Origin of the sequence: Bradyrhizobium sp. LA2.1 (genome assembly GCF_040547725.1) — a bacterium.
Taxonomy (GTDB): Bacteria; Pseudomonadota; Alphaproteobacteria; order Rhizobiales; family Xanthobacteraceae; genus Bradyrhizobium; species Bradyrhizobium barranii.
Map to the genome: position 1 here is coordinate 334,764 of NZ_JBEPQI010000004.1, position 25,504 is coordinate 360,267.

At 62.1% G+C, this 25,504-nt stretch carries 29 protein-coding genes and 1 tRNA gene; 13 read left to right on the forward strand and 17 right to left on the reverse strand.

The window, feature by feature from the left end:
- Positions 1-86: 86 nt before the first annotated feature.
- Both recA and ABIB95_RS09560 read right to left on the reverse strand, forming a co-directional pair.
- Positions 87-1,175 (reverse strand): recombinase RecA, encoded by a 1,089-nt coding sequence (gene recA, locus ABIB95_RS09555; protein WP_085404279.1) that lies wholly within the window; start codon positions 1,173-1,175, stop codon positions 87-89.
- Positions 1,176-1,667: 492 nt separating this feature from the next.
- Positions 1,668-1,780 (reverse strand) — tRNA-Gly (locus tag ABIB95_RS09560).
- A 544-nt stretch (positions 1,781-2,324) separates the two neighbouring features.
- Here ABIB95_RS09560 and ABIB95_RS09565 point away from each other — a divergent pair.
- Positions 2,325-2,492, forward strand: coding sequence for a hypothetical protein (locus tag ABIB95_RS09565; RefSeq protein ID WP_085965495.1), 168 nt, complete (start codon positions 2,325-2,327; stop codon positions 2,490-2,492).
- Between the two features lie 105 nt (positions 2,493-2,597).
- Positions 2,598-2,747: a hypothetical protein gene (locus ABIB95_RS09570; RefSeq protein WP_166091055.1), complete on the forward strand. Its 150-nt coding sequence runs from the start codon at positions 2,598-2,600 to the stop codon at positions 2,745-2,747.
- A 691-nt stretch (positions 2,748-3,438) separates the two neighbouring features.
- On the opposite strand, the gene ABIB95_RS09575 is transcribed toward ABIB95_RS09570, so the two are convergent.
- Positions 3,439-3,771, reverse strand: a complete 333-nt coding sequence (locus tag ABIB95_RS09575; protein ID WP_354238916.1) for a hypothetical protein — start codon at positions 3,769-3,771, stop codon at positions 3,439-3,441.
- A gap of 1,583 nt (positions 3,772-5,354) precedes the next feature.
- Between ABIB95_RS09575 and ABIB95_RS09585 the strand changes: the two genes are divergently transcribed.
- From ABIB95_RS09585 to ABIB95_RS09600, 4 genes are all read left to right on the forward strand, one after another.
- Positions 5,355-6,368, forward strand: a complete 1,014-nt coding sequence (locus tag ABIB95_RS09585; RefSeq protein WP_063982345.1) for a glycosyltransferase family 2 protein — start codon at positions 5,355-5,357, stop codon at positions 6,366-6,368.
- 1,188 nt (positions 6,369-7,556) lie between these two features.
- Positions 7,557-7,793, forward strand: a complete 237-nt coding sequence (locus ABIB95_RS09590) for a DUF6894 family protein (RefSeq protein WP_063986255.1) — start codon at positions 7,557-7,559, stop codon at positions 7,791-7,793.
- A 246-nt stretch (positions 7,794-8,039) separates the two neighbouring features.
- The gene (locus tag ABIB95_RS09595; protein WP_085404274.1) at positions 8,040-8,231 is read left to right on the forward strand and encodes a hypothetical protein; all 192 of its coding nucleotides are present in this window, start codon (positions 8,040-8,042) and stop codon (positions 8,229-8,231) included.
- A gap of 248 nt (positions 8,232-8,479) precedes the next feature.
- Positions 8,480-8,647, forward strand: coding sequence for a hypothetical protein (locus ABIB95_RS09600; RefSeq protein ID WP_247309306.1), 168 nt, complete (start codon positions 8,480-8,482; stop codon positions 8,645-8,647).
- A gap of 888 nt (positions 8,648-9,535) precedes the next feature.
- On the opposite strand, the gene ABIB95_RS09605 is transcribed toward ABIB95_RS09600, so the two are convergent.
- Entirely contained in the window at positions 9,536-9,775 is a 240-nt protein-coding gene (locus ABIB95_RS09605; protein WP_354238918.1) for a DUF2798 domain-containing protein, read from the reverse strand.
- Positions 9,776-10,577: 802 nt separating this feature from the next.
- Between ABIB95_RS09605 and ABIB95_RS09610 the strand changes: the two genes are divergently transcribed.
- Positions 10,578-10,766 (forward strand): hypothetical protein, encoded by a 189-nt coding sequence (locus ABIB95_RS09610; RefSeq protein WP_354238920.1) that lies wholly within the window; start codon positions 10,578-10,580, stop codon positions 10,764-10,766.
- A 147-nt stretch (positions 10,767-10,913) separates the two neighbouring features.
- A complete protein-coding gene (locus tag ABIB95_RS09615) occupies positions 10,914-11,153 on the forward strand; it encodes a DUF6894 family protein (RefSeq protein ID WP_028152656.1) in 240 nt (79 codons plus the stop codon).
- A 3-nt stretch (positions 11,154-11,156) separates the two neighbouring features.
- On the opposite strand, the gene ABIB95_RS09620 is transcribed toward ABIB95_RS09615, so the two are convergent.
- Entirely contained in the window at positions 11,157-11,411 is a 255-nt protein-coding gene (locus ABIB95_RS09620) for a hypothetical protein (RefSeq protein WP_085404272.1), read from the reverse strand.
- Between the two features lie 103 nt (positions 11,412-11,514).
- Positions 11,515-11,811 carry a hypothetical protein gene (locus ABIB95_RS09625; RefSeq protein ID WP_081369444.1) on the reverse strand — a complete coding sequence of 99 codons (297 nt, stop codon included), beginning with the start codon at positions 11,809-11,811 and terminating at the stop codon, positions 11,515-11,517.
- 362 nt (positions 11,812-12,173) lie between these two features.
- Between ABIB95_RS09625 and ABIB95_RS09630 the strand changes: the two genes are divergently transcribed.
- Positions 12,174-12,638 carry a PaaI family thioesterase gene (locus ABIB95_RS09630; protein ID WP_354076208.1) on the forward strand — a complete coding sequence of 155 codons (465 nt, stop codon included), beginning with the start codon at positions 12,174-12,176 and terminating at the stop codon, positions 12,636-12,638.
- Between the two features lie 123 nt (positions 12,639-12,761).
- On the opposite strand, the gene ABIB95_RS09635 is transcribed toward ABIB95_RS09630, so the two are convergent.
- Complete coding sequence (locus ABIB95_RS09635) at positions 12,762-13,055, reverse strand: HdeA family protein (RefSeq protein ID WP_014494092.1); 294 nt, start codon at positions 13,053-13,055, stop codon at positions 12,762-12,764.
- 178 nt (positions 13,056-13,233) lie between these two features.
- Here ABIB95_RS09635 and ABIB95_RS09640 point away from each other — a divergent pair, with 178 nt between their 5' ends.
- Complete coding sequence (locus ABIB95_RS09640; RefSeq protein ID WP_225005279.1) at positions 13,234-13,482, forward strand: PilZ domain-containing protein; 249 nt, start codon at positions 13,234-13,236, stop codon at positions 13,480-13,482.
- 46 nt (positions 13,483-13,528) lie between these two features.
- Here ABIB95_RS09640 and ABIB95_RS09645 read toward each other — a convergent pair whose 3' ends face one another.
- Both ABIB95_RS09645 and ABIB95_RS09650 read right to left on the reverse strand, forming a co-directional pair.
- Complete coding sequence (locus ABIB95_RS09645) at positions 13,529-15,577, reverse strand: pyrroloquinoline quinone-dependent dehydrogenase (protein ID WP_354238923.1); 2,049 nt, start codon at positions 15,575-15,577, stop codon at positions 13,529-13,531.
- Complete coding sequence (locus ABIB95_RS09650) at positions 15,578-15,802, reverse strand: hypothetical protein (protein ID WP_085404269.1); 225 nt, start codon at positions 15,800-15,802, stop codon at positions 15,578-15,580. It abuts the gene before it with no gap.
- Positions 15,803-15,953: 151 nt separating this feature from the next.
- Here ABIB95_RS09650 and ABIB95_RS09655 point away from each other — a divergent pair, with 151 nt between their 5' ends.
- The gene (locus ABIB95_RS09655; RefSeq protein ID WP_354238925.1) at positions 15,954-16,358 is read left to right on the forward strand and encodes a hypothetical protein; all 405 of its coding nucleotides are present in this window, start codon (positions 15,954-15,956) and stop codon (positions 16,356-16,358) included.
- Between the two features lie 114 nt (positions 16,359-16,472).
- Positions 16,473-16,802: a hypothetical protein gene (locus ABIB95_RS09660; RefSeq protein ID WP_028152664.1), complete on the forward strand. Its 330-nt coding sequence runs from the start codon at positions 16,473-16,475 to the stop codon at positions 16,800-16,802.
- A 71-nt stretch (positions 16,803-16,873) separates the two neighbouring features.
- Here the strand turns inward: ABIB95_RS09660 and ABIB95_RS09665 are convergent, their stop codons facing one another.
- Together ABIB95_RS09665 and ABIB95_RS09670 are read right to left on the reverse strand one after the other, a co-directional pair.
- A complete protein-coding gene (locus tag ABIB95_RS09665; RefSeq protein ID WP_354238927.1) occupies positions 16,874-17,341 on the reverse strand; it encodes a DUF6691 family protein in 468 nt (155 codons plus the stop codon).
- A gap of 5 nt (positions 17,342-17,346) precedes the next feature.
- Positions 17,347-17,775: a YeeE/YedE family protein gene (locus ABIB95_RS09670; RefSeq protein ID WP_028158390.1), complete on the reverse strand. Its 429-nt coding sequence runs from the start codon at positions 17,773-17,775 to the stop codon at positions 17,347-17,349.
- A 157-nt stretch (positions 17,776-17,932) separates the two neighbouring features.
- Between ABIB95_RS09670 and ABIB95_RS09675 the strand changes: the two genes are divergently transcribed.
- The gene (locus ABIB95_RS09675; protein ID WP_354238929.1) at positions 17,933-19,102 is read left to right on the forward strand and encodes a GNAT family N-acetyltransferase; all 1,170 of its coding nucleotides are present in this window, start codon (positions 17,933-17,935) and stop codon (positions 19,100-19,102) included.
- A gap of 7 nt (positions 19,103-19,109) precedes the next feature.
- On the opposite strand, the gene ABIB95_RS09680 is transcribed toward ABIB95_RS09675, so the two are convergent.
- The 6 genes from ABIB95_RS09680 to ABIB95_RS09705 all read right to left on the reverse strand — a co-directional run bounded on the left by ABIB95_RS09680 (position 19,110) and on the right by ABIB95_RS09705 (position 25,498).
- On the reverse strand, positions 19,110-19,775 hold the full coding sequence (locus ABIB95_RS09680) for a DsbA family oxidoreductase (protein WP_354238931.1): 666 nt from the start codon (positions 19,773-19,775) through the stop codon (positions 19,110-19,112).
- Positions 19,776-19,840: 65 nt separating this feature from the next.
- On the reverse strand, positions 19,841-20,662 hold the full coding sequence (locus ABIB95_RS09685; RefSeq protein WP_085404264.1) for a helix-turn-helix domain-containing protein: 822 nt from the start codon (positions 20,660-20,662) through the stop codon (positions 19,841-19,843).
- A gap of 260 nt (positions 20,663-20,922) precedes the next feature.
- Positions 20,923-22,014 (reverse strand): ABC transporter ATP-binding protein, encoded by a 1,092-nt coding sequence (locus ABIB95_RS09690; RefSeq protein WP_354238933.1) that lies wholly within the window; start codon positions 22,012-22,014, stop codon positions 20,923-20,925.
- 85 nt (positions 22,015-22,099) lie between these two features.
- Positions 22,100-23,539 (reverse strand): extracellular solute-binding protein, encoded by a 1,440-nt coding sequence (locus ABIB95_RS09695; RefSeq protein WP_306326732.1) that lies wholly within the window; start codon positions 23,537-23,539, stop codon positions 22,100-22,102.
- A 49-nt stretch (positions 23,540-23,588) separates the two neighbouring features.
- Complete coding sequence (locus tag ABIB95_RS09700) at positions 23,589-24,626, reverse strand: carbohydrate ABC transporter permease (RefSeq protein WP_354238935.1); 1,038 nt, start codon at positions 24,624-24,626, stop codon at positions 23,589-23,591.
- Positions 24,623-25,498 (reverse strand): carbohydrate ABC transporter permease, encoded by an 876-nt coding sequence (locus tag ABIB95_RS09705; RefSeq protein ID WP_354238937.1) that lies wholly within the window; start codon positions 25,496-25,498, stop codon positions 24,623-24,625. Before ABIB95_RS09705 ends, ABIB95_RS09700 begins: the two co-directional genes overlap by 4 nt.
- Between the last annotated feature and the right edge of the window lie 6 nt (positions 25,499-25,504).

A 25,504-nucleotide genomic window follows, 5' to 3' on the forward strand; every position in this document is an offset into this window, starting at 1 on the left:
CCCCACAAAACGAAACGGGCACTGACGACGTCGGCAACTCAACGTCCTCAGCGCCCGCTCCTCGCGAAAGTTCTTCGCGTTAGGCCTTACTCGTCCGCCGGCTCCTCGCCGTCGGCGTCACGCTCCGGTGCACCGGCGAGAATCTGCTCGGCGATCAGGCCGGAGTTCTGGCGGATCGAGGTCTCGATCTTGGCGGTGATGTCGGGGTTGGCTTTCAAAAACGCTTTCGAGTTCTCGCGGCCCTGGCCGAGGCGCTGGCTGTCATAGGAGAACCAGGCGCCGGACTTTTCGACGATGCCGGCCTTGACGCCGAGATCGAGGATCTCGCCCATCTTGGAGACGCCCTCGCCGTACATGATGTCGAATTCGACCTGCTTGAAGGGCGGCGCCAGCTTGTTCTTCACCACCTTGACGCGCGTGGTGTTGCCGACCACTTCGTCGCGCTCCTTGATCGCGCCGATGCGGCGGATGTCGAGACGGACGGAGGCATAGAATTTCAGCGCGTTGCCGCCGGTCGTGGTTTCCGGCGAGCCGTACATCACACCGATCTTCATGCGGATCTGGTTGATGAAGATCACCATGGTGTTGGATTTGTTGATGGAGGCCGTCAGCTTGCGCAGCGCCTGGCTCATCAGACGGGCCTGGAGACCCGGCAGCGCATCGCCCATCTCGCCTTCGAGTTCGGCCTTCGGCACCAGAGCCGCGACCGAATCGACCACCAGCACGTCCACCGCACCCGAGCGCACCAGCGTGTCGCAGATTTCCAGCGCCTGCTCGCCCGTGTCCGGCTGCGAAATCAGGAGCTCGTCGATGTTGACGCCCAGCTTGCGCGCATAGACCGGGTCGAGCGCGTGCTCGGCGTCGATGAAGGCGCAGATTCCGCCCTTCTTCTGCGCTTCCGCCACCGTGTGCAGCGCCAGCGTGGTCTTGCCCGAGGATTCCGGCCCGTAGATTTCCACGACGCGCCCCTTCGGCAGACCGCCGATCCCGAGCGCAATGTCGAGCCCGAGGGAACCCGAGGACACCGCCTCGACATCCATCGACCGGTCGTTCTTGCCGAGCTTCATCACCGAGCCCTTGCCGAACTGGCGCTCGATCTGGGAGAGCGCGGCGGCCAGAGCTTTACTCTTGTCCATGGAAGATCCTTCGACGATACGCAGGGCAGTGTTGGACATTGGGTCGTGCTCCTTATGGCGAGGATTCGCTAGAGGGACAAACGATTGGCGGGGCGGGCCGGCGATAAAAACAATGTACCCTATTTGTTCCAAGTTCGCAATATGTTCTTTCGCGGATTTTGGCGCTGGCCTGTTTCCGAGCGCAGCGGCCTAGTTTGAAAAGTGCAGTGGCCTGATTTGTTCTGGAGCTATTTTAACGTGCATTAGCAAACGGAACACGTCCATTCATATTGATGAACCAGACGTATTGTTCATCTACATGAACAGGGCCTCAGTGGGCGGCCTCTTTCATTCGAAGATGTCTTTCTTCCCGCCGTCGTCCTGATCTTGTTCGGCAAGGATTTCCTTGTCGATCCAGACCCGGAAGAGCGCGCCGCCCTAATCGATCTTTCTCAAATTGCTGATGGGCATCACGGACCACTAGTGCCCTACCCGCTCTGTGTTGGGGCGGTGCATTGTCAGCTATTCAATCCATTTTCCACTCAGTGGTTTTGGTGCGGGATGGAGGGAATCGAACCCTCACGGTTTTTTGGGCCAACGCCCTGGAAAGGGTCTCTCGAGGCCCTTTGGCAAGGCGCCGCGTTTACCAGTTTCGCCACATCCGCAATGCGCTTCCTGCATCAAAACGCGCAAGCTCGCCATTCATAGAATCACGGAAAAGCAGCGCCCTATCCGCCTCTGCGGGTGTGAAACGATCTCGTCTCCTACCCGTATCTATTTGGCTGGGGGATTTCAGTGCCCAGTTCGACGCAGCGCCCCCAAGCATCCATTTGAGCTTGGTCGCGTTGTGCCGTTGAACCTTCTCGTCATCCATTCGGACTGATCAATATCCGGGATTTTGCTGATCCCTCTCGGGGCTGGAACGCCGCCGCCTGCGCTTCATTTCAAGCGGGCGGCGTTTTCATTTGTGTCATGATCTGCCAGATCGGGTGTCCTAATTAGGACAGCACCCGGATTTTGGGCGCTGGTCTGTTTCCGGCCTCAGCGGCCTGATTTGAAAAGGACGGTGGCCCGTTTTATTCCGGGGGTTACGTTTGGTGCATCCGCGAGCGGAACGTCGCCGTCATAAATCCGCAATCCCAGCGAATCTTTTCACGGTGTCCGGCCTGTCTGAGGATGGTGCCGCTGGTAGTTTAGGGAGTCTGGGTGATGACGGAAAACACGCAGCAGCAGGCGGACAGGCGCAATCGGCTGTTGGAAGCCGCCACGCAGGAAATGATCAAATTCGAACAGAAGGAAAATGAGTTCCGCAGGCGCGATCGCCAGGAGCGCGCGGCGGAGCTTCGTCTGCCTTTGGATAAGATCAACGTCCACTGAGCGGCGCCGATAGTTTCACACGACTGTCATGGCACGTTCCTAGCATTGTCATGCGACGGGGGTCCGGCGCGCGGCTCTCCGTCCAACCTCGGCCTAGACCACCAGATGGGCGGAGAGCTCGCCGACCTCCTGAACCATGGCGGCACGCCCGGGTTAGCTCGGCATGTATCGCATCTGGTATTTTTCGCCTTCCTCGCCGTGACCGGGATCGGCTTCGTATTTCTGGTCACGATAACCCGCTTTGTGGGCGGATGAAGTAAGGCCGCCTCAGTAGGCGGCCTGACGGGAACGACTCTCGAACCAAGGGATTGAGATTCCGGTCTGTGGCGCGACACTCTCGCGCCATCCACCCGGAACGGTCCATCGTACAATGCGCGCGTTGGCGATGGGCCGGGTCTCGTGAGGCCGCCTCGGTTGGCGGCCTCTTTCGTTTCGTGAAGTCTTCCTTCCGCCAAGGAAGCCCCTCCGTACCGACTGGTTGATCCCGAATCTTGAGGATGCTGGCCGCCGGATCCATGCCGCGCCCGTTCTTTCTGCTTTGGCGACACCCCAGCTCAATAACATGGCGCTTAGTTGCGGCGGAGCGTGCTGTCCGCATTTGAGCCGTTGTGTCCCAAGTTGAATTCGGCAGTGTCCTAATTCGTAAAAGTTCCGAATGGCGGGACAAATTGAGGACTCGCTAATCCCCTGATCCGAGCGCACACTTTCACCATCACCGCCCGGATCGTGGCTACCATCGGTGACGAGAACGCTCCATCACAGCGCTCCCGCCCCCTCGAACAGGGAGCAGCGCCTTGCAAAGACGGCAACGCATCAGACAATCCGTATCTCTTCAGGACAGGCTGCGGGTCTTCGCTGACGATATCCGCACCCGGGCGGCAGAGCTTTCGCCCGGCGTTCTGAAGGATGAGATGCTGAGGAAAGCCCGGCAGGCTGACACCGCATGTCACCTCGAAGAGTGGGTCAATTCCTCGGGTTTGCAGGCACCGAAGTAAGCTGAGCATCGATGGCTCAGTATTTTTTCGACCTCAGGTCGGATGGCATCTTCTCGCAGGACAAGGATGGCGTCGAACTGCTGGACGCCGAGGCGGCACACGATATGGCGCTCGGCGCACTTGTCGATGCCGCCCGCGATGCGGTCATGGAAGGTTCGACGGGCCAGCATTTCGCGGTGGAAGTTCGTAACGGAACTGGCCGTGTTCTCGAAGTCACCGCCATTTTCAATTCCAGGATTTTCAGCAAGCAATGATAACGCCGCCTCAGTGGCGGCCTCTTTCACTTGAAGACGTCGTCTTCGCAATCAGCCGAAAGCTCGCGTCAAAGGCCGATAATCTGGCTAGACAGGCGAATAGTCCTTCGGCAATCCCGTAACAAGTACTGCCCCCACGACGTTCTTTCTTCGAGACAATACTGATTCTCAGAAATTCGCGGTACGTGGTGGCCCGATCCCCGCTGCGGCGTCCCGCAACGTGACATAAAACCTTGGCACAGGTTGTGCACACTCATCGTCACCGGGGTTTTGCATCCACCTCTCCGGGGCTGGAAAGCCGCCGCCCGCGCGATATTTAAGCGGGCGGCGTTTTTATTGATGTCGCAATCCGACAGTCCCGTTGTCCTAATTAGGACAGCGCTGGGATTTTGGTGCTGGGCCAACCTCCTGGTCCAAAGCGAATTTCGAAGCGGCTTGATTTTGAAAAGTTCACTTTGGAACTGAAGGTGGCTCGTCTGCATATTAAGTTCACTTGAACTCAAACCCTGCGGTTAGGACCCGTAAAGACGAGGTTGTGTCATGAAGCAGCGCCGTCGTTTCACGCAGACCGTGTCACTGGAAGAACGACTTGCCGGAGAAGCGAAACGCCTCCGCGAACAAGCTAAAGCCCTGCCTCACGGTCCTCAACGAGAGGACCTCCTCCGCAAAGCCAGACAGGCTGAGACCGGCTCGCACATGAGCGAGTGGCTGAGATCGCCGGGGCTTCAACCGCCCAAGCCAGCCTAGAAGCAGACGCGCCTGAGGTATCGCGTTGCCGGCACAGATCCGGATTCTGTCCCGGCGTGGTCATTCGCGTTGGCGGCATCAACGCTTGAGGATGAAGGTTTTCCCAATTCCTGCGGCTGGCCCGATGAACCTTGGCACGGGACGTGCAGACAAAACGATATCGGGATTTTACAATTTCCCTCCCGGGGCTGGAAAGCCGCCGTCCGCGCTTCATTTAAGCGGACGGCGTTCTTGCTTCTGAAGCCCAACAAGCAACCTGTCCTGACTTGATGTTCCGAGTGTCCCAATTGGGACAGCACCCGGGTTTGGGCGTGGTCTGTTTCCGACCTCACTGTCCGATTTTGAAACGAGCCGTGGCCGGATTTGAAGTCGTTCAATTGTCGCGAGGTGAGACAGCACGTCGCGGCAGGACGCAGTCACCCTCCACCTGTCACCGAGCGGCCCTTGGCAATCTACCGGTGATTGAAAACGCCATCACGCTCGCGCCTCGCTTCCCTCTTGGAAAGAAGCAACGCGGCAGAGCTTCGCGAAATCCTTCAGGCGCTCCGCAAGAAACTGAACCAACGCCGCCTCGATTGGCCGCCCCGTCTTGATCCGTCACCGCGTTGGCGCGGCTGCTGCGGCGACAGAAACCGAGGGGAACCAGAACACTCTTTCACCAAGGCGGACAAGCGGCCGCTTCGAAACGTCGCGGCCTGCGGGAACAAAGTTCATGCGAATGGACGATGACCGCATCGAGATCGTCTCCCTAGCATTCACGCGCCTCGTTCGCTCGGTTCGATTCAAGATGCTCTGCGAACAGGCTCAAACCGAAGAAGGGTCTGCCACTTCCAGCCACGACCGCTTCGATCAACGAGGTACGATGAATGGATCAATTGTACGCCGAGCGGTTCGATAGCTCCCAGAGTTCGGAACACCGCCCATTCATTTCGGTGGCAATACCCACCTTCCGCCGACCGGAGATGGTGCGCCGCGCGATTGAAAGCGTGCTGCAGCAGGAGCACGCCGACTGGGAAATGGTGATCAGCGACGACGAAGGTCCGGAAGGCGCGACTTGGAGCATCCTGTCCGAGCACGCGCGGAGCGACCCGCGCATTCGCGTTATCGAGAACCACCGCGGCCGCGGCCAGGTTGAGAATACCAACAACGCGATGCTCGCATGTCGCGGCGACTGGATCAAAGTGCTGCACGACGACGACTGGCTCACGCCAGGATCGCTTGCGACTTTTGCGGAATTGGCGAGGACGTACCCCGCCGCTGCGTTCATGACCTCCACATCTCATCTCGTTCAGGACAGCGGCATAAGGTACCGGCGAGGACGCCAAGTTTATCTGTATTCGGGCCAGCAGTGCCTGGCGGATCTCTATCTGGCGGGCAAGACCCGATTGCTTGGGATTGTCCCGTCGACCCTGCTGATCAACGGCAAGGTCATCCGGGCCGGTTGCCTGATGCGAAACTACAAGTCGATCAGTTGGGGCGTGGACCAACTGTTCTTTCTCGATCTCGCCTGCCAGGGCGACATGGTGGCGATCGACGACGGTCTTGTGTTCTACGACACGACCAACCACGCGAGCATCACGGCATTGGGATCGTTCCCTCAGATCGACCAGGAGACCATCGAACTCAAGCACCTCGCCTGGAGCCTTCTGGAGGATAAGCGCGGACTTCCCGATCCTGAAACGATGGTGCGTGCATTGCGGGTTGCCCGGCTGCGCACACGGATCCGTCAGCAGCCCCTGAGCGCAACGATCCGCGATGCGCTTCAAATCTTGCGCCCCTCGGTTTTGAAGGCGGCCAATTTGGCGATCCGAGCCTGGGCGCGCGCACCGGGTGCGATTGCAACCTTACCGGGGATCGCTCATTGCACGGATTTCCTGTGAGCTCATTCGGCAGTCCCGGTGTCAGAGTTGCCACAGGTGCGTTTGAGACACCGAGATAGGTGACCGAAAATCAGTCCCTCCCAAAGCCGCTCCCGTCTCCCGATCCGGAGCGCACCGAGGAAGCCGGACGGGAGTATGCCGCGGCCCATCGGTCGCGGGAATTTTTGGCAATGCGGCGGACTTGACTGCCGCGCGCCCGCATAGACATCGGGCGCAGCTGTTTCGATGATCGCCAGGCCCTTGCGCTCTCGGTCGGACATCATCCAACCGATGCCACCCATCCGAATGAAAAAATCTGCCCTGCGAGGGTGCCGGTCAGGCAATACGCACGTCTCCGTGGTCTGCCAATCCAAGACGATAAGGAAACCGTACCGGCCCTCGATATGCATTTGCGCATGCGAATGCGGGGCAGGAAAATTTGGCAATTATGTGCTGAAACGAACAGAGGCGCGGTGAGGGTCGACTAAACTCGGATTCGCTTGGTCTTTGCCAAGGGCCAAGCATCCCCAAGCGGCCCCGGCCTTCACCCCTATCAAGCCCCACCGGCCGGGGCCGTCTTCAGGGACGAGCCTGTTTCCTGGCGTGGTGGCCTTTGATTTCGGGAGTGACGCGATTTGTGGCGCAGAACACAACCTGACGACGAATAGCTGTGGTAGGATGCGAGGCATTGCAACGCCAAGGGTCGTCAGCGCCCCGCGTGGGAACCGTATTAGGGTTGAGCTGTTGACCTGTTTCATAGATGGGCTCAATTATGATCGACGCTGCTAAATGCGAGGAACTCGCAAATCATTACAAGGTCCTCTCTCAATCGTCCGGGGTTTCGGCGGACAGGGCCTTCCTGTTGAAGAACATCGCCCGGAGCCTCACTGGCGTGGCGAGCCAATTGGACAGGCTTGCCGCCCTGACGAGAGACGAAGCAAGGGTCACGCCGCCACAGATGTAGGCGGACGCAAGGCGGATCGAGACCGTCCGTAAAGACAGCTATGATTGACCTGGTTCAACGGCGCTCGGCGTCCAGGTCTACGATTGCCCAACCTGCAAGCGGCGGTCCTGGCATTCTCGCCGGCCAACGGGACGCCAACCACGCCCGGGGATTGGGACAGTACCCGGATTCCAGCCGCCGAAATAATTAGGAACGGTCCTCCCAAGGCGGGGTTGGCGGCGATACTCTCTCTGAGAGGCGGCGCCATGGTCCGGTACTTTTTCGATATCCGAGACGACACCGGCCTCTATGCCGACGATGAGGGACTGGAGTTTCGAACCCAGCGCGAAGCAGAGATCGAGGCGACGCAGACATTGAGCGGCCTTGCGCGCGACCTGGCGGGACACGAGGATCGAACAGACGTTGCGATCGAAGTCCGCACCGACGCCGGGCGGGTGTTCCAAGCCGCCCTCATCTTCGAGCCGCCGACAACGAAGCAATAGGCCACCACGGCTCGCCACATTGGGCGTGCACGTCGCGACGGACCGAGGCCGCCTAATCGGTCCATTCCGCGGAGCGCTCGCCCCGCCTCATCTGCGATCTACCTCACTTTGCCCCATCTCGGTCCGCCGCGAGGACGGCGGTTCGTCGTCATGCCTCCGATCGAACTTGAATTTAACGCTACAGCGTGTAACGCTAATATAAGTAGCGTTACTCTGTGTACCGTTCTAACAACCTCAGGAGGCACGATGAAGGCAATCCTCAAGATCGCTCTGGCGCTGTCTGTCCTCGCCGGCTCGGTGCCGGCGCAAGCCCAGATATCGAATGCCGCGACGGCATCGGGCGCCCCGAAGGTCGGCGCAAAGGTGACGAGGAAGTCTCAGTTGCACGACGGCTGCCACAGCCGGCACGCCCAGATGATTGGCAAGCCCTGCCGCTAGAGGCCCTGCCGCTAGCGCGGCAACCGATTCAAAGATCAAGTGATTCAAAGATGATGAGAGGCCGCCTCGGTTGGCGGCCTTTTTGATTTTTGCCGATCCTCCGCATTCGTCACCCTTCGACTGAAGATGACGCGCATCAAAGACGCGGCCGCCGTGCGCCGTCATAATTCCGCAATCCTGCGGCATCGAACCTTTTTGCGGTGTCCGGCTTTCTTCGGGATGGAATCGCAACGATGGGGACCTGGAACATGACGGAAGACGCGCACCCCAATGCTGTCGGGCGCACTCACCTCCTGGCGGCGGCGCATGAGGAGATGGTGAAGTTCGAGCGGAAGGAAAACGAGTTTCGCAAGAAGGACCGCGAAGAGCGCGCCGCCGAACTCCGCCTTCCCCTGGGTGAGATCAAGGTCCACTAAGCCTGCGGACGGGCTTCTGATCTGACCAAGGCTGCGCCGCGATGGGCGGGTAGCCGCCGTACCGGCCGTCGGGAATGCGCGTCGCAGGATTGGGCCGGCAGAGGCAGCCCCTGTTCATGTCGAGGATCCGGCATTGCGCTCAGGGTGCGCCCCGGCGCCGTTGCGCGGCGTTGAAGGTATCTAAACACCACAATTAAACTATTGATCGCACAACGAAATCGCCCGACCCCCTACTGTGCATGGGGTTGTTTTCCATGTTTTGAAAGGGCGCGGCAGCGTCCTGGGTGCCCACCCAGGATCGAAGCGCCTGCTTTAGCCCGGTCCGGCCTTGGCTGCCGTCCGCCGGTACGCCTTACAGCAGCGCCAGCAGCACGAGGCCGATCACCAGCACGACGAAGCCAGCCGCAGTCGCGGCGGCGAATGACCGCTCTACGTTATCCATGATGCCACCCCGCTGCCGGCGCACCACGTTTCCCCCATGGCGTCGCCGACGATGCGAAATCTCGCCGAGGGGTGTGGCTCCAGTGGTGCGATCGGGTGGCCAAATTGGGACGCGTGCGGGGCCAGTCTGCGGCCTCCCGACGCGGATTTCGGTGCCGGCCGTCAGGCACCCGTAAGCCTGGTCTCCTAGTCTGGCTGTGCCCGGTGGACCAACACCGGGCCTCCATACACAATCGAGGACCCCGCTCTGCCCCGAGCGGGGTTTTCTGTTTGCAGGCACGGAGGCGCGGCAGGTTGAAAGCCGATCTGCCGGCCCTGTCAGGCTGTCGTAAGCTCAACCGGCTAGGGTCGTCTGGCTACGGTGTTGCAGCCCAGCACCTCAGCCTCCAATAACCTTTCACCCGCTTGGCTCTCCCCAAGCGGGTTTTTTTATGCCTGCCGGCCGCCTCACCGAGCCCTCTCCTCTCGCGTCAGCCGCAGCGAGAAGGCGCGGATCGTAGGCGCCGCGAGCAGCACGATCGGCAGCATCGCGGCCCACGCGATCAGCCACGACACCATCCAGTGCGCGAGGAAGACCGTCGCGCCAGGAGCGGGAAAGCTGGCGATGCCCGCGGCGATCAGCGAGGTCAGGCCGGACTGGATGACACCGAAGACGAAATGAGAGTAGCGGCGGGGAATGCCGAGCATGACGCGCCCATGTTGTTTGCCGTCATGAGGCCAAGCAAGGCATATGCCGCAGCGCGCATGGAGTGGACTTCGACGCACACCGCCGGCGTCGGATCAGTGCCGCGAATCGGACAGCGGCGCGCGCCGCCTCGCTTCAGTGCAATCGGACCGCGACGATAGTCCTTCGAAACGCCAGAACGTGACGACGCTGGTCTCGCCGCACTCTTCGCAGACGAGCTTCTCGTCACCGAGCATGAAACGCGCGCGCTTGAAGCTCGATGAGGACGCGGGATGCCGGCAATGGGGACAGGTCAGCGAGAAATTCCGTGCACCCCAGCGCAGCACAAGATGTCTCAGCCAGCTCACACCTTCCCCTTCGTGGCATCGCGTTCGAACCGTCGTTCACAAGCAGAGCATAGATACATGACACGCAAAAGTGGAAAAGTATCGACCGCACCTGTTCGCTTCGAAGGGCTGCGGCAGCAACGCGCGCCGCTTTGGGTTCCACAAGATGCGGGATGGAATCCGGACCGCGCTTCGCAGCGATGTGTCAAATGCGCGGATCTCGCGTTCCGTGGTTCTCCGACCATGAACAGAGTTCCTCGGCGCGGATGGTTGCACGGCAAGACCGGATGAATTTGCCATGCCTTGCCCGGATTCCGTGCACGGTTTTCGGAACCTGATTTCGTTTGTTTTGGGCCGCGCGCGGTTCCAAAGATTACCGTGAATTATCCAAGGCTTACCGCCAAATTTCGCTTGTCGCAGGAATAGAGTGACGCCCAACATGTTCACGGTGAATGGAGGGTGAATCGTGGAGATGACCATGAATCACAGGGGCGTTGAGTTCACCGTTGCCACGACGGCGCTTCCCGGAGTCTGGCAGTGGCAGTTCCGCATCGGTGACGAGACCAGGACGGGCAAGACCGAGACGAAGATCGATCTGTTGGCGATCCGGCGCGTGCAGCTGCGCATCGATCGGGAGCTGAAGGCGATCGGGCGCAAGACGGCATGAACAAACCACCCGAGCCGGATGCCGGAGCCACGCGCGCCCGCGAGGTCTCGTCCGTAGCGGCCCGGAATTGATCTGTCCCTGGTTTGGGACTGCACTGCGCGCGCCCATGGCCTGGGAGGCGGGACCATCATGTGACCGGTGCCAGCCATGCCGCTCTACTTCTTTCGAATTCGGAACGGCCGCTATTCCGGCTGCGCGGACCAGGCGACGGAATTTGCCGATCGCGATGCGGCCTGGAAGATGATGACCAGCATCTGCGCCGACATGGCCGCCGGCCTCGCGCGCAAGCTCAACGAAAACTCCGAATGGCACATGGAGCTGCTGGACGAGGCCAAGGAGCCCGTGTTCCGGATCCGCATCATCGCCGAATCCTTCGAGGAGACTTGACGTCTAGTCGGCGCTGGGCAGCCGCCGCATGGTGAATTCGATGTCGCCGCCCGGCAGTTCGCGCCAGGTCTCGACCGCGCTCATATAGCCGGCCTTGGGGTAGCGGGCGAAGAAAGCCTCCGCCCTCGCCCGCGCCGCCGGGCGCGGCAGAGTGAAAGTCTCACGCAAGAAGCCGTCGCCGCCGCGCTCGCCCGGCTTGCCGCCCATCTTGCGCCGGCGCGCCATCCGCTCGGCGAGATCCCGCGGACGATCGGCCATGCCGTTCCTCCTCAACGCAATACGCTCTCGGAGATGTAGGAAGCAGGCCGGCCGAAGAGGAGTCCCGGCCGGAGGCATCAGCCGCCTCCGATCGGGGACAAGGTCAATTGGCGGTCGTGCCGGACTTCTTCTTGGGCGCGCTGGTTGCGGCCGATGCCTTCGGCGCAGCCGCCTGCTTCGGCGGGTCGGAACGCATGTTGCCCCAGGGATCGTTGGACGCCTTGGAGTCCGGAATCTTCTTCAGCGTTTCCTTGTAGGCCTTGTCACGCTCGGCTTCCGCGGCCTTTTCCTCGGGGGTCTTGCCTGGACCCTCCTGCAGCAAATTGAGATTGGGCATTTGCGCGTAGGCCGGTCCCGCCAGCACGGCCAGCAGCACCGCCGCCATACGGAAAAGCTTCATCATTGACTCCTTGATCATCCATGAAGGGCGGGTCAACCGCGCCTTGTCGTTCTTGTCAACGGCCCGCCAGGGCCGAATGGCGCGCTAGAGCCGGTCCGATCTGCACGATTTCGGCGCCTGCAGCCAGTCGTCCCAAATCGGGCCGCATCTGGTGCACCCGTCCAGCGCGAGACCTAGCGCTATCAACCCAAACACGAGGACACACCGACGCAACATCGCCCACCCGTTCCCAAGCCCGGTATCATATCGGGCCAAGTCAGGCATTTTCAAGCCGACAGAGCCGACGGAAGACCGGGTGACTTTGCCGCGCCGATGCGCGCAGAATGGCCGAAACATCCAGCAACACAGGGGGACCGACAGCAATGCCATCGCAGCCAGAAGCCGGGTTCGGCATCGCTGAGGCCAGACGCATACTCGGCGAGGTCTTTGCGCCCTGGGTCCAGGATCTCAACCTCGCCGTCGAGCGCCTCGAGCACCTGCCGCCATCGGACGTGGTGGATTGGCAGCCGGGCGCGCTCCTGCGCATGCCATTCTCGGAGCGGCTGTGCCGCAACGGCGGCGTGGTGTGCGGCCAGGCGCTGATGGCGCTTGCCGATACCGCGATGGTGATCGCGAACCTCGCCGCCAATCGCGGCTATCGTCCGATGACGACGGTCGACCAGACCACGCATTTCATGCGCGCAGTCTCCTCCTCCGATGTGCTCGCCGACGCGCGCGTGGTGCGGCTCGGACGCACCATGAGTTTTGGCCGCGTCACGCTGCTCTCGGCCACCGACAACAAACAGGTGGCGATGGTGTCGAGCGCGTTCGCGATGCTGCCGGGCTGAGCATCATCCAAAAAGAAGAGAGCCGCGTGAGCGCGCAAGGCGCTCCGCGGCTCTCCAATCAATTTCGCATCGAAGCGAGGGACTGAAGCGCGATTGCGTCCGCGCTTCGGTCAGCTTCAGGAATTACTTGCCGAGAATTTCGTCAGCCGCGGTGACGACGCTGACGGTCGGATTCTTTCCGCAATAGGCACCGAACTTCTTGGCGTTCTCGATGAACACCTCGGTGTCGATGATCGCGTTATCCTCGTCGCCCTTGTACCAGCCGTCCATCCAGGTCAGCACGACCGCGATGTTGTCTTCGCCGCTCTCGAGGAACTGCTTGCAGGTCATGGTCGAGAGGTCCCACTTGACGGCGTGGGCGGGCATCGACGACAGCGAGAGCGCTGCGGCGAACAGAAGCGAAAGCGTGGTCTTCATCAATATCTCCATCGGCGCGTAACGCCATAAAGGAAGGGCTTGTGAGGGAAGTCGGCGGGAAGTGACTCACCGCTCCAACGTCGTAAACGAAGTCTGAAGCGCTGTGCAAGTAGCGCCAGTATTGAGTTTATTTCAACGTAATTTCTATGCACTACTTCACAATCATCGTTATGGATTAATGCCGATGATCGAGAAACGTGCAGCGCAGCGTTACCGTGTTTTCAAGGGTGGAACGATCACCTTTGAAAGCAGCGGCATCGCGTGCACGGTGCGAAACATGTCGGAAGGCGGCGCGGCGATCGAGCTCGATTCCCCCGTCATATTGCCGAAATCATTCACGCTCTCGATCGCGCGCGACAATTTCGTACGGAATTGCCACACCGTATGGCGCAATGATAGGCGCATCGGCCTCGCTTTCGTACGATAGCACGCACGATGTGAACAACCGTTCGCATCGCATACACAACGCAGCATCATGCTTGCTTTATACGACGTCGACGACGCCAGCGCAGGCTCGCGATGATCAGCAGGATGATCGCGAACACAATTGCTGACGACGACACCCAAAATCGTCCGCCCGGACGATCGATGGTGCGCGACCACAGCGACGGCCCTTCACCCGGCCGCGCCAAGCGAAATGCAACGACGCTGTCGCCGATCGAGGTGCCGACCTCGGAGTGGCCGCCCGCGCCGATCGCGACATATTGCTCGCCCTTCCAGAGATAGGTCATGGGGTTGGCGACGCCGGGCACCGGCAGCCGGCCTTGCCACAACTCCCGGCCGCTTCGCGCATCGAAGGCGCGCAGATAGGCATCCATCGCGCCGGTGAAGACGAGACCGCCTGCGGTGACCGCGAGCCCGTTGACGAGCGGCGCGCCCCACGGCAGCGGCACGCCGAGCGGCGCAAGGTCTTCCGTGGTGCCGACCGTCGAACGCCAGAGGATCTTGCCGGCCTTCAGATCGACTGCGACCATCTCGCCCCAAGGCGGCTTGTTGCAAAGAAGCCCGAGCGGCGACATCACCACCGCGCGCGACATCGCGAACGGCGCGCCCCTCTGCTGGCCGAAATCATGACCGGGCGGCGGATCGAATCCAGCCGCCTCCGCACGCGGGATCAGCTTGATGAGATGAACGGCGCGGGCGGTGTTGGCGTAGAGGATCTGGTTGACCGGGTCGAAGGCTGCGCTACCCCAGTTGACGCCGCCGCCGGTGAAGGGAAACTCCGCCGTGCCTTGCGTCGAGGGTGGGGTGAACAACCCCTCGTTACGTGCCTCCGCGAATTGCCTTTCGCAAGCGGAGCGACCCAGGCCAGGGAGGAGCGAGAGCGCATCCTCAGTCGAGATTCTTTGCGATGTCAGCGGCGGCACATGCGTCGGGAATGGCTGCGTCGGCGACAGTCGTTCACCCTCCGCGCCGCCTTGCGGCACCACGCGCTCTTCCACCGGCCACACCGGCTTGCCGGTATCGCGGTCGAGCACGAAGACGAATCCCTGCTTGGTCGGCTGAATCACGACATCGCGCTGGCCGTCTCCGGTGTCGATACGCGTCAGCGTCGGCTGCGACGCCAGGTCGTAATCCCAGACGTCGTGATGCACGGTCTGGAATGCCCACACGAGCTCGCCGGTCTGGATGCGCAGCGCGACCACCGAATTGGCGTGCTCGTTGTTGCCCGGCCGCTTGCCGCCCCAAAAGTCCGGCGACGGCGAGGATGTCGGCAGGAAAACCAGCCCGCGCGCCGCGTCGACCGACATCGGCGCCCAGACATTGGCATGACCGGCTTCGACACCGTCGCGCTTGAGCGGCTCGAAGGTCCAGCGCGGCTGGCCGCTGCGCGCATCGAACGCGCGCACCACGCCGCTCGGCGCGTCGACGCGGCGGTTGTCGCCGATCGCGGAGCCGATCACGACGACACCGCGGCCGACCGCCGGCGGCGAGGTGATCTGGAATTCGCCGGGCCAGTCCAGCTTCATGCCGATATCGGGCCTGACCTCACCGCCAGTGCCGAAACCGGCGCAGGGAATGCCTGTCTTTGCATCGAGCGCGATCAGGCGGACATCGTTCGTGCCCATGAAGATGCGCGATCGGCAGGCGGCATTCGCGGGCGCCTCATCGTCGATCCAATGGGTCACGCCGCGGCAGACATAGCGGTTGGCGGGCCGCTGATTGGTCGCGATCTTTGGATCGAAGCGCCATTTCTGCGCGCCCGTGCCGGGATCGAGCGCGATCACCTCATTGAAGGGCGAGCAGAAGATCAGGCTGTCCTCGACGAACAACGGTGTCGCCTGGAATTTGGTTCGCCGCATCACCTCGGGCGGCCGCGCCGCGAGATCGCCGGTATGGAATTCGAAGGCCCGAACCAGATTGCCGACATTGTCGGGCGTGACCTCCCGCAAAGGCGAGAAGCGTGAGCCGCCGGGATCGCCACCCCAGCTCTCCCAGGCGATGCCTGGCCACGAGGAAAACAAGAGGAGCACGATGGCGGCGGCCGACTGACACAGACGGCTCGCCAACGCCCCCCTCATTTATTTGGGCTTCTTGGCAGGTTCAGCCGGACGGGCTCCGCCCCACGGGTCGTACTTCTCCTTGGGCTCCGGAATGCGCTCGAGCGCGGCCTTGTAGGCCTTTTCGTCGACCTTGGGCTTATTGTCCGACTTCGCTTCGTTCGGCTGGCCTCTGCTGCGGCCCTGCGCCTGCGCCGACGCAGCCGTTAGTGCGAGCACGGCGGCCGCGATGACCAAAATCCGCATTGATGCAATCCCCCTCGTCTGGGGCACAAATTAGCCTGCAATCCCGTAATAGCAAATGCCGGGGGGTCGGGATTTCAGCAAATCTTGATCGGCCGGGACTTTGCCGGATCGCATTCCTGCCTATCTGTTGGCCCGCAGGGGACCTTCACGGATGTTGCGGATTGTTGCTCATGCGGCGCTGCTGGCCAGCGCCCTCGCACTCGGTTCTTGCGGCTTCGCCGACAGCCGCGCGCCGGTGCCCGAGTTCATGCGCCTGAAGGAAGCCGAGCAGCCGCCCCCCGAAGCGCCCCCTGACGTCAAACGCGTGGTCCGCGAGCAGATCAACGTGGTCTTCCTCAACACGTCCTATCCGCGGGAGGTGCACGTCGCCCCGCCCCATCGGGAGGTGCGGGGACAGGGCTGGACCGCCTGCGTCAGCGCGCAGCTCACCTCCGCGACCGGCTCCACGCTCGGCACCCAGATTTACATCGTGACGATCTCAGGGGGAAAGGTGGTCGATCGCCGCCGCGCGGAAGTCGACGACATCTGCGGGACGGAAACCTACGAGCCGATCTAGGAACAAATCACGCCGAAACGCGCTCCGGTTCCGGGAAAAACCTGTAATTCGACCCGGAACGATCACCGCCTCCCCTTCTTGTTACCCCCGAGGGCAGTTTCGGAGGAGGACACGATGAGGACATTCACGATCGCACTATTGGCTGGCGTCGGCGCCCTCGCTGCGGCGAGCGGCGCGAAGGCCGCGGACATCTACACGACCAGCGAATACGCCAACCCTGAGCTCGTTCAGGAAGTCCGGCTTGTCTGCGATGACGCCGGCAATTGCTATCGCACCCGTGGCGGCTCGCGCGTGATCGTGCGCGACTCCTACAACGCCATGCCGCGCGATCGCTATTACGAGCGTCGCACCTATCGCGACTGGGACGATGGTCCGCGCGGCGGCGTCGGCATTCGGGCGCCCGGCGTCAGTGTCGGCGTCGGTGTCGGCGGCGACCGCTGGTAGTCACTGAAGCTGTAACAGGGCAGGACCGGACGAGATCCACTCGCCCGGTCCTGCCCATGTCAGGTTTCGAGTCAGGTTTCGAGCGGATCGGCCGGCGCGACGAGGCGCGTTGATGACGGGAGCTGCGCGACGAAGCGGGCGAGCACCATGCCGGCAAGCATTGCGGCGACGAAGATGAAAGCGGACGCCGAGCCGAATCCGAGCGCGGTGAGCGCAGGGCCCGGACAAAAGCCTGCGAGCCCCCATCCGATGCCAAAGATGGCGGGACCGGCGATAACTCTCGAATCGATATCCTTTCGCGTCGGAAGGTAAAAGCGGTCTGCGAAAAACGGTCGCGCGAGTTTCAAGACACGGCTGAAGCCGATGAAGGTTACCGCGACAGCACCCGCCATCACGAAGGCGAGGCTCGCATCCCACGTTCCGGCGGGAATGCCGGCGACGTCCAAGAAGTTCAGCACCTTTGCCGGATTCGACATGCCGGAGACGATGAGCCCGATACCGAAGACGAGGCCGATCGCGAATTGAATGAGGATTGCCATCGTCGTCAGCCCCAGTGCCGCATCACGAAGACAGTGGCAATGCCCGCCGACATGAAGGTGATGGTCGCGACCAGCGATCGCAGCGACAGCCGCGACAGGCCACAGACGCCATGGCCGGACGTGCAGCCGCTGCCCCAGACCGCACCGAAGCCCGTGAGCAATCCGGCGACGATCAGCACCGGCGTTCCCGCCGCGATCGTTTGCACCGGCAGGCTTCCGCTGACAATGCGCACCAGGATGGGCGCGGCGACGAGGCCGGCGACGAAAGCGAGCCGGCCGGCGAACTCGCGGTCCTCGTAAGGCGGAAACAGCCGCGCCGCGATGCCGCTGACACCGGCGATCCGTCCCGTCGCCCACATCAGGAGCACGGCGGACAGGCCGATTAACGCGCCACCAAGGAGCGACGCCATCGGCGTGAAAGGTGTGGCGATCATTGTGATCCTCCAGGTCGAGAGCTTCCATCATGGCACGCCGCGGCGGCCCGAATGCTCAATGAGACGTTAATATTACCATTCGAATTGAAGCGGCGTCCCAACGGAATTTTCCAATCTTTGCGCTAAGCATGACCTTCTGAACGGGGAACGACGGGACGTGGTCGATATCGCGCATCAGGCAGCGATCAATCCGGCATCGGCAAGGGCTGCCGCGGCAACGCGCGCGCTCGTCCCCCTCACGTCCATCGATCCCGGCCAATGGCGCGCGCTCGCCCAGCGCGTGATCGAGCCGAACGGCTATTACCTGCCGGGCTGGGAGCTCGCTGTGAGCGAGGCCGCACGCGGCCGCACGGACGCCTCGGCGCTACCCGCATTCGACGGCGCGTCGGCGCGGCTGATCGGGCTGATGCCGGTGGTCTCGCTCTGGCGCGCCTGGAAGATCCCCCTGCCCGCGCTGGTGAGCGCGCATCCCTACGGCACCCTGTGCAGCCCGCTGATCGACCGCGACGCGCCGATCGAAGCGGCCACGCGCCTGTTGCAGCAGGCGCGCGAGGCCGGCGCGCATGCGCTCGTGCTCAACGGCGTTGCGCTCGACGGCGCGGCGATGAGTTCGCTCAATGAGGTTCTCAATCGCGACGGACTGAAGCCACGTGTCCTCTCCTCCTACATCCGCGCCAGCCTCGACGCGACGCAGGATGGTGAAACGCTGTTGCATGAAGCGCTCGGCGCCAAGAAGCTCAAAGAGCTGCGTCGCCAGCGCCATCGCCTCGAAGAGCACGGGCTTGTCGCCTTCGAGGTCGCGCGCAAGCCCGACGAGATCAGGCCGGCACTCGAAACATTCCTGCAACTCGAAGCCAGTGGCTGGAAAGGCAAGCGCGGCACCGCGCTGATCCAGCACGCAGGCGATGCGACTTTCATTCGCTGCGCCGTTCCCGCGCTGGCAGAGACCGCGCAGTGCGAGGTCATCACGCTGCGCGCCGGCACGACGCCGGTGGCAGCCGGCATCGTGCTACGCCACCAAGACCGCGCCTTCTTCTTCAAGCTCGGTATCGACGAACGCTTTGCGAGATATTCGCCAGGCGTGCAGCTCACGCTCGACCTCACGCGGCATCTCTGCGCCGATCCGGCTATCGCCAGCGCGGATTCCACGGCGAGCGCCGACCACCCCATGATCAACCCGATCTGGCGCGGACGCTTCGCCATCGGCGACGTGCTGATTCCGCTGCGGCGTCACGATCCGGTCGTCGCGCTCATTCACACGGCGCTGGTTGGCCTCAACGTCGCGCACGACGGCGCGCGACGCGTGGTGCGTCTGCTCCGCAAATAAGCGAAAGCTACTCCGCCGCCTGCGCGTTGATCTCCGCCGAGACCTCGCGGATGGCGCGGGCGAGCAGGTTCGGATCCTGCGCGCCGGAGACGGCATATTTCTGCGCGAACACGTAGGTCGGTACGCCGGAGATGCCCTTCTCGGCGGCCTCCTGCGCGTCGGCCGACACGCGCGCGACGTCTTCGTCGGTGGCGAGGCGCTTGCGCACGTCGTCGGCATCGAGGCCGACGTCGGCGGCCGCCTGCACCAGCACGTTCACGTCAGTGAGGTCGCCGCCGTCGCGGAAATACAGCTCCATCAGCCGCTGCTTCATCTCGGGCGCCTTGCCTATCGCCTCGGCCCAGAGGATCAGGCGGTGACAGTCGGTGGTGTTGGGCTGGCGCGCGACCAGCTCGGGCTTGTAGACGAGGCCCTCCTCGCTTGCAGCCGCGACGACGCGGCCGGCAATGCCCTTATAGGCCTCGACCGAGCCGAATTTGGTGGTGAGATAGTCCTCGCGGCTGATGCCCTCGCGCGGCACCCAGGGATTGAGGAAAAAGGGATGGAAATTGAGTTTGACGGGAACGTCGGGAACGAGCGCCAGCGCGCTCTCGATCCGGTGCTTGCCGATATAGCACCAGGGGCACACCACGTCGGAGACGACATCGATCTGGAGCGGTTTCAACGTGCTCATAGCGCCTCCTTCGGGCGATGCGGGTTTGCCCCAAGATAAGCAGAACCCGCCCCGAGGCAAGGGCGCTAGGTCATAGCTGCTGCCATCTGCTTGAGCCGCTCGGCGGTGCGCTCGTCCGCCGGGAAGAATGTCTCCAGCGCCAGCTCCGACAGCGTGATGTCCACAGGTGTGCCGAACACCATGGTGGTGGAGAAGAAACTTAGTATCTCTCCGCCATGGCGCAGCTTGAAGGGAATCGCGACATTGTCGCTCGACAGCGGCCCCGAGCGCGCCGGGATGGGGTAGCTCTTGAGGTCGTTATAGAGCTTGATCAGCTCAGGATCGGCCGTCGCCTCGCATTGCCGGTGCAGCCGCTCCAGCAGGTGCCCGCACCACTCCGCAAGATTGACCGTGCGCGGCGCCAGCGCTTCAGGGTGAAACGCGAGCCGCAGCACGTTGAAGGGCTGACCGAGCAGCCGCTGCGGGATGCCTTCGAGCAGCGGCGCCACCATGCGGTTGGCGGAAACCAGATTCCAGTGCCGGTCATAGGCCAGCGCCGGATTGGGCTCATGCGCCCTGAGAACGAGGTCGATCGCCTGGCGAGCTGATTTCAAGGCGGGATCCTCCAGCGGGCGCTGCGGAAACGCCGGCGCATAGCCGGCCGCGACCAGCAGCACGTTGCGTTCGCGCAAGGGTACCTCGAGACGTTCGGCGAGCCTGAGCACCATGTCGCGCGAGGGCGCAGCGCGGCCGGTCTCGACGAAGCTCAAATGCCGCGCGGAAATCTCGGCCTCGCCCGCCAGATCGAGCTGGCTCATGCGGCGGCGTTGCCGCCATTCGCGCAAATGGTCGCCGATATGGACGGGCTGGCTGCGTTCGGCCTGTGCCGTGGATGCATGTGCGTTCATGCTCGAAAACCTAGCATGCGGATTTCAGCCCTTCCATTACCCGCGAGGTAATGAATATTGGCATTTAACCATCTGAAATCGCTTAATCTCTTTTCGCAGACTCTGCTCGACACCAATACCGGACGAGCAAAGTTTGCGAAGAAGGGGGCAACGTCGCCCGCGTCACGTGCGAGCTCGCCGCAGCGCAAGTGACCGCGATGAGGCATGCGCACGCTGGAAGTAAAGATTAGGGACTACCTGCACCGCCAGAGGACCGCCGCCTATGAAACGGCCTTCCCGGAAACCTTGTCGAAAAGGTGCGTTCGCTCCAGATCGATGGCGACATCGATAGGGCGATCCGGCACCGCGGAAACACCGACCTGCATCTGCGCCGTGAATGGAAATGCGCCCACGGTTCCAATCACGAGAGTATGCGGCCCGAGCGGCTCTACGTCTTTCACCATCATGCGGACGGAGGAGCCCACTGGCGCATCTTGCCGCAGCACGTGGTCGGGCCGCACGCCGAGCACAACGGGCTTGCCGATGCTCCCTGCATAAGCCGCCTCTCGGGATTTCGGCAATCTCAACGCCGTACCCGAGGGTTCGGTGAAGATCAGTGCACCGTCGCGAGCGGCAATCTCCCCGTGGATGAAATTCATGCTGGGCGCGCCCATGAAGCCCGCGACGAAGAGATTGCTTGGTTTCTCATAGATCGTGATCGGATCAGCCGCCTGCTCGATGCGGCCGCGATTCATCACCACGACCCGATCGGCCATGGTCATAGCTTCGACCTGATCGTGTGTGACATAAACGATCGTCTTGGCGAGACGGCGATGCAATGCCTTGATCTCGGTCCGCATCTCGATGCGGAGTTTGGCGTCGAGGTTTGACAATGGCTCGTCGAACAGAAACACGTCCGGGCTGCGCACGATGGCACGGCCGATCGCCACGCGCTGACGCTGCCCACCGGAGAGCTGCTTGGGCCGACGGTCCACGTATTGCTCGAGGTCGAGAACCCGCGCCACGTCCTCGACGGCTTTCGCGATATTGGCGCGCGACTCGCCCCGCGCCTTCATGCCGTAGCCGATATTCTCACCAACAGTCATATGCGGATAGAGCGCGTAATTCTGGAACACCATCGCGCAATTACGCAAGCCTGGGCGCAGCTGCGTCACATCGCGATTACCGATACGAATGGTTCCGCTGGTGACCGTCTCCAGTCCCGCTATCATGCGCAACGTCGTGGTCTTGCCGCAGCCGGACGGTCCGACAAGCACGACAAACTCCTCGTCGGCCACACTCAGATTGAGCCCCTCGATGATCTTGTAGGGCCCATATGCCTTGCTGACGTTCTCGATCTCGACGTGCGCCATGGATTCCTTTTTCCGTCCCCTATATCGACGGCCAACAAAACCCGGATGATGCTCACGCATCATCCGGGGCAGTCTCCGCGGGAAGCTAGTTCTTCGGTGAGAGGCCCATCGCCGCGCGATAGGCGGCGAGCTGCTTCGCGCGGCCGAACTCATCGGTCAGGCGATTCCATTCCTTCGCGACCGCGTCCAGCGCGGCCTGCGGCGTGGTCTGGCCGGCCAGCGCCTTGCCAAGCTCAATCTCCACAACCTCGGTGTAGGAGAAATAGCCGGGCAAACGCATGTCGAGCGCAACGTTCTTGCCGTTAATGGAGTCGGCCTGGGCGCCGAGATATTCCTTGGCTTCCGTCGGCGAGAAGATCTTGCTCCACAACTCCAGATTCGTGGTGTGCGACTTGCGGTATGGGTTGACACCCGTGCCACCGGTAATCGCGGCCTTGCCGGAGACTTCGGGGCTTGTCAGCGTCTTGACGAAATCCCAGGCCGCCTGCTGGTTCTTGCCCACCTTTGGCACGGCAATCTGCCAGCCTCCGAACGCCATGAAGGGTGCCGGCAGCACTGCCGGAAACTTGTCCCACTTCTTGGTTTTGGCGTTCCATATCTCGTCAGAGCCGGGCAGCACTGCAGAGCCCACCTTGCCGGAAATCTTCGATTGCTTGGGGTCGGCGGCGATCACGCCGGTGTCGCCCCAACCGATCGACTCGGCCACCTGGCCGCCGGCCACGGCGGCATTGACCTCGCCGAACGAAAAGTTCAGCGCATTGGGCGGGCCAAGCTTGGAAGCGCGAATATATTCCTCCAATCCCTTCACCCAGCCCGGATTGTTGATCTGGGCATCCATCGTTTCGGGGTCGAAGAACATCGCGCCCGGATAGTTCGGGTTGTTGGTATAGGCCGCCGCGTGGCTGAAGAAGAACCAGAACTGCTGGCCACCGCGACGGAAGGCCTCCGCCGTGCCCCAGAGTCCCTTGTCGGGGCGCTGAAAGAACTCCGCTATGTCGAGATATTGCTTCCAGGTCTTTGGCGGCGCCAGGTCGTAGCCGTACTTGGCCTTGAAGGCGTCCTTCTCCTTGGGATCGCTGAACAGGTCGGTGCGATAGGTGTAGGTGTGAACGTCGCCGTCCATCGATTGCGAATAGATCTTGCCTTCCCACACCATCAGGCGCTCACGGTAGGCCGGCTCAACATCGTCCCAATCCTTGCCGGACTGCATCTCTTTCGGCATCTCGCTGAGATAGGTGACGAAGTCGGGCAGCCAGGCCGGCGCAAAGCTGACCAGATCGAACGTCGCGTCCGATCCGGTAAGCGATGTAACGATCTTCGGGTAGAGCTCCGACCAGGGGAACTCGACCACATTGACCTTGCCGCAGGTCTTCTTGGTCCATTCGTCCGCGCCGAGCTTGAGCGCGGAGGCGATATACGGTCCGGTCTGCGACGCCACAGTCAGGGTGACGCCGGAGTAATCCGGGCTACAAGCAGCGTTCGCCTGGCTCGCGGTGCAAGCCATCGCGAGCGAGGTGGTCAGCATCAGAAACGTCCGTCGCAACATCGTCCAGTCCTCCCTACATAGATTTTTGCTATTTGATCGCTCCGAGCAGCAGGCCCGACCGCATCATGCGGCTGAGCAGACCTGCCATGATCATCATCGGAATGATGGCGACGAGCGCCGCGGCCGAGATCGCCCACCATTCGTCGCCGCGCTGGCTGTTCTGTCCCGCCACCAGGATCGGCAGCGTCTGCCATCTGGAATTGGTCAGGAACAGCGCGAACAGGAACTCGTTCCAGACGAAGGCGAGCGTGATCATGAAAGTCGCCAGCAGTCCGTTCATCGACATTGGCACCACGATGCCGAGGAAGATGCGCCAACTTGGCACGTTGTCGACCATCGCGGCTTCTTCGACCTCGATCGGAATGGCCTCGAAAAAGTCGCGCATCAGCCAGACCACGATCGGCAGCGAGAACGCGACGTAGCACAGCGTCAGGCCGACATAGCTGTCGATGAGCTGGAAGCCGAGCCGGCCGATTTCGCTGTAGAGGAGATACAGCGCGAAGGCCGTGACGATCGGCGGAAACATGCGCTGGCTGACGAACCAGAACAGGATGTCTTCATTGCCGAGGATCGGCCCCGGCAGCGGCAGGCGGTTGGACAGGATTGCAGCGGCAAGCGCGATCGGGAACGCCAGCAGCAGCGCCTGCGCGCGGGTGAAGCCGAGCGAATTGTTGAACAGCAGATAGCCGCCGAGCGCGAGCAGGAAGAAGATCAGGCCGGCGCCGAAGCGCACCCTGAATTCGAACCGCACCAGCGCATAGGCCGCCATTGCGCCGACGGCAGTCGCGATCGCCGCCGCCGACAAGCCAACGATTGTCGAGTTCAAAAAGGTCCGGAAGAACTCGCCACGGATCCCCTGATAGAGATCAATGAAGGGCTGCAGGGTCGGCGTGAAATCGACGAACGGAATATAGGTCGGGCCGCCGACCACGCCCGGCGGGGTCTTGAACGCCGTCACGACCACCCAATAGAGCGGAAACGCCGTGATCAGGCACCATGCGAAGACACCGGCCGCGACCAGGCGGCGGCTCCAGCGCGACAGTCCGGTAAGGCCCTGCCCGCTCATCGGCGCTTCTCCAGATGCGGCCGCAGCAGCGCCAGATAAGTGACGCCAATGATCGTGATGGCGATCAGGAACAGGAAGCTGAGCGCCGACGTGTAGCCGAGATTGAACTTTTTGAAACCCTCCTGATAGGCGAACAAGGTCAGGGTCTCGGTGTCCACACCCGGTCCGCCGCCCGTCATCACGAATACGGTGTCCATGATCTTGTAGCTCTCGATCAGGCGGATGAAGACGACCGCGGCGGAGATCGGCAGCATCATCGGAAAGGTGATGCCCCAGAACTGTTGCCAGGCGCTGGCGTTCTCGAGCTCGGCCGCCTCGTAGACATCTTCGGGGAGCGTTTGCAGGCCAGCCAGCATCATCAGGATGATGAACGGGGTCCACTGCCAGATCTCAACAGCGATGATGCAGGCGAGCGCCCAATGACCGTTGGTAAGGAACGGCAGGTTCGCCATGCCGAACATGGACAGGAACTGGTTGAGCGGCCCCATGGTCGGATTGAAGATCATGCGAGCAACAAGCGCGACGGCGACCGGGGCCAGAAGCATGGGCAGCAGCAAGGCCACGCGAAATAGCCGTTCGCCCGGAACGCGCGCGTTCAGCGCGAGCGCAACGCCAAACCCGATCACGTATTGCAACCCGACGGCAATGAACGCGATCAGCGTCGTCGTGAAGATCGCATTCCAGAAGCGCGGCTCTTGCAGGAGCGTAGCATAATTGCCGAACCACACGACCCGCGGCGGGATCGGCGGAACCAGGCGATAGCTGAGGAAGCTCGTGGTCAACGAATAGATCAGCGGAAAGATCGAGATCGCCAGCACGACGAGCACCGCCGGCCAGATGAAGACATGCTTGATCGGATCGTTCCGCATCATGAGCAG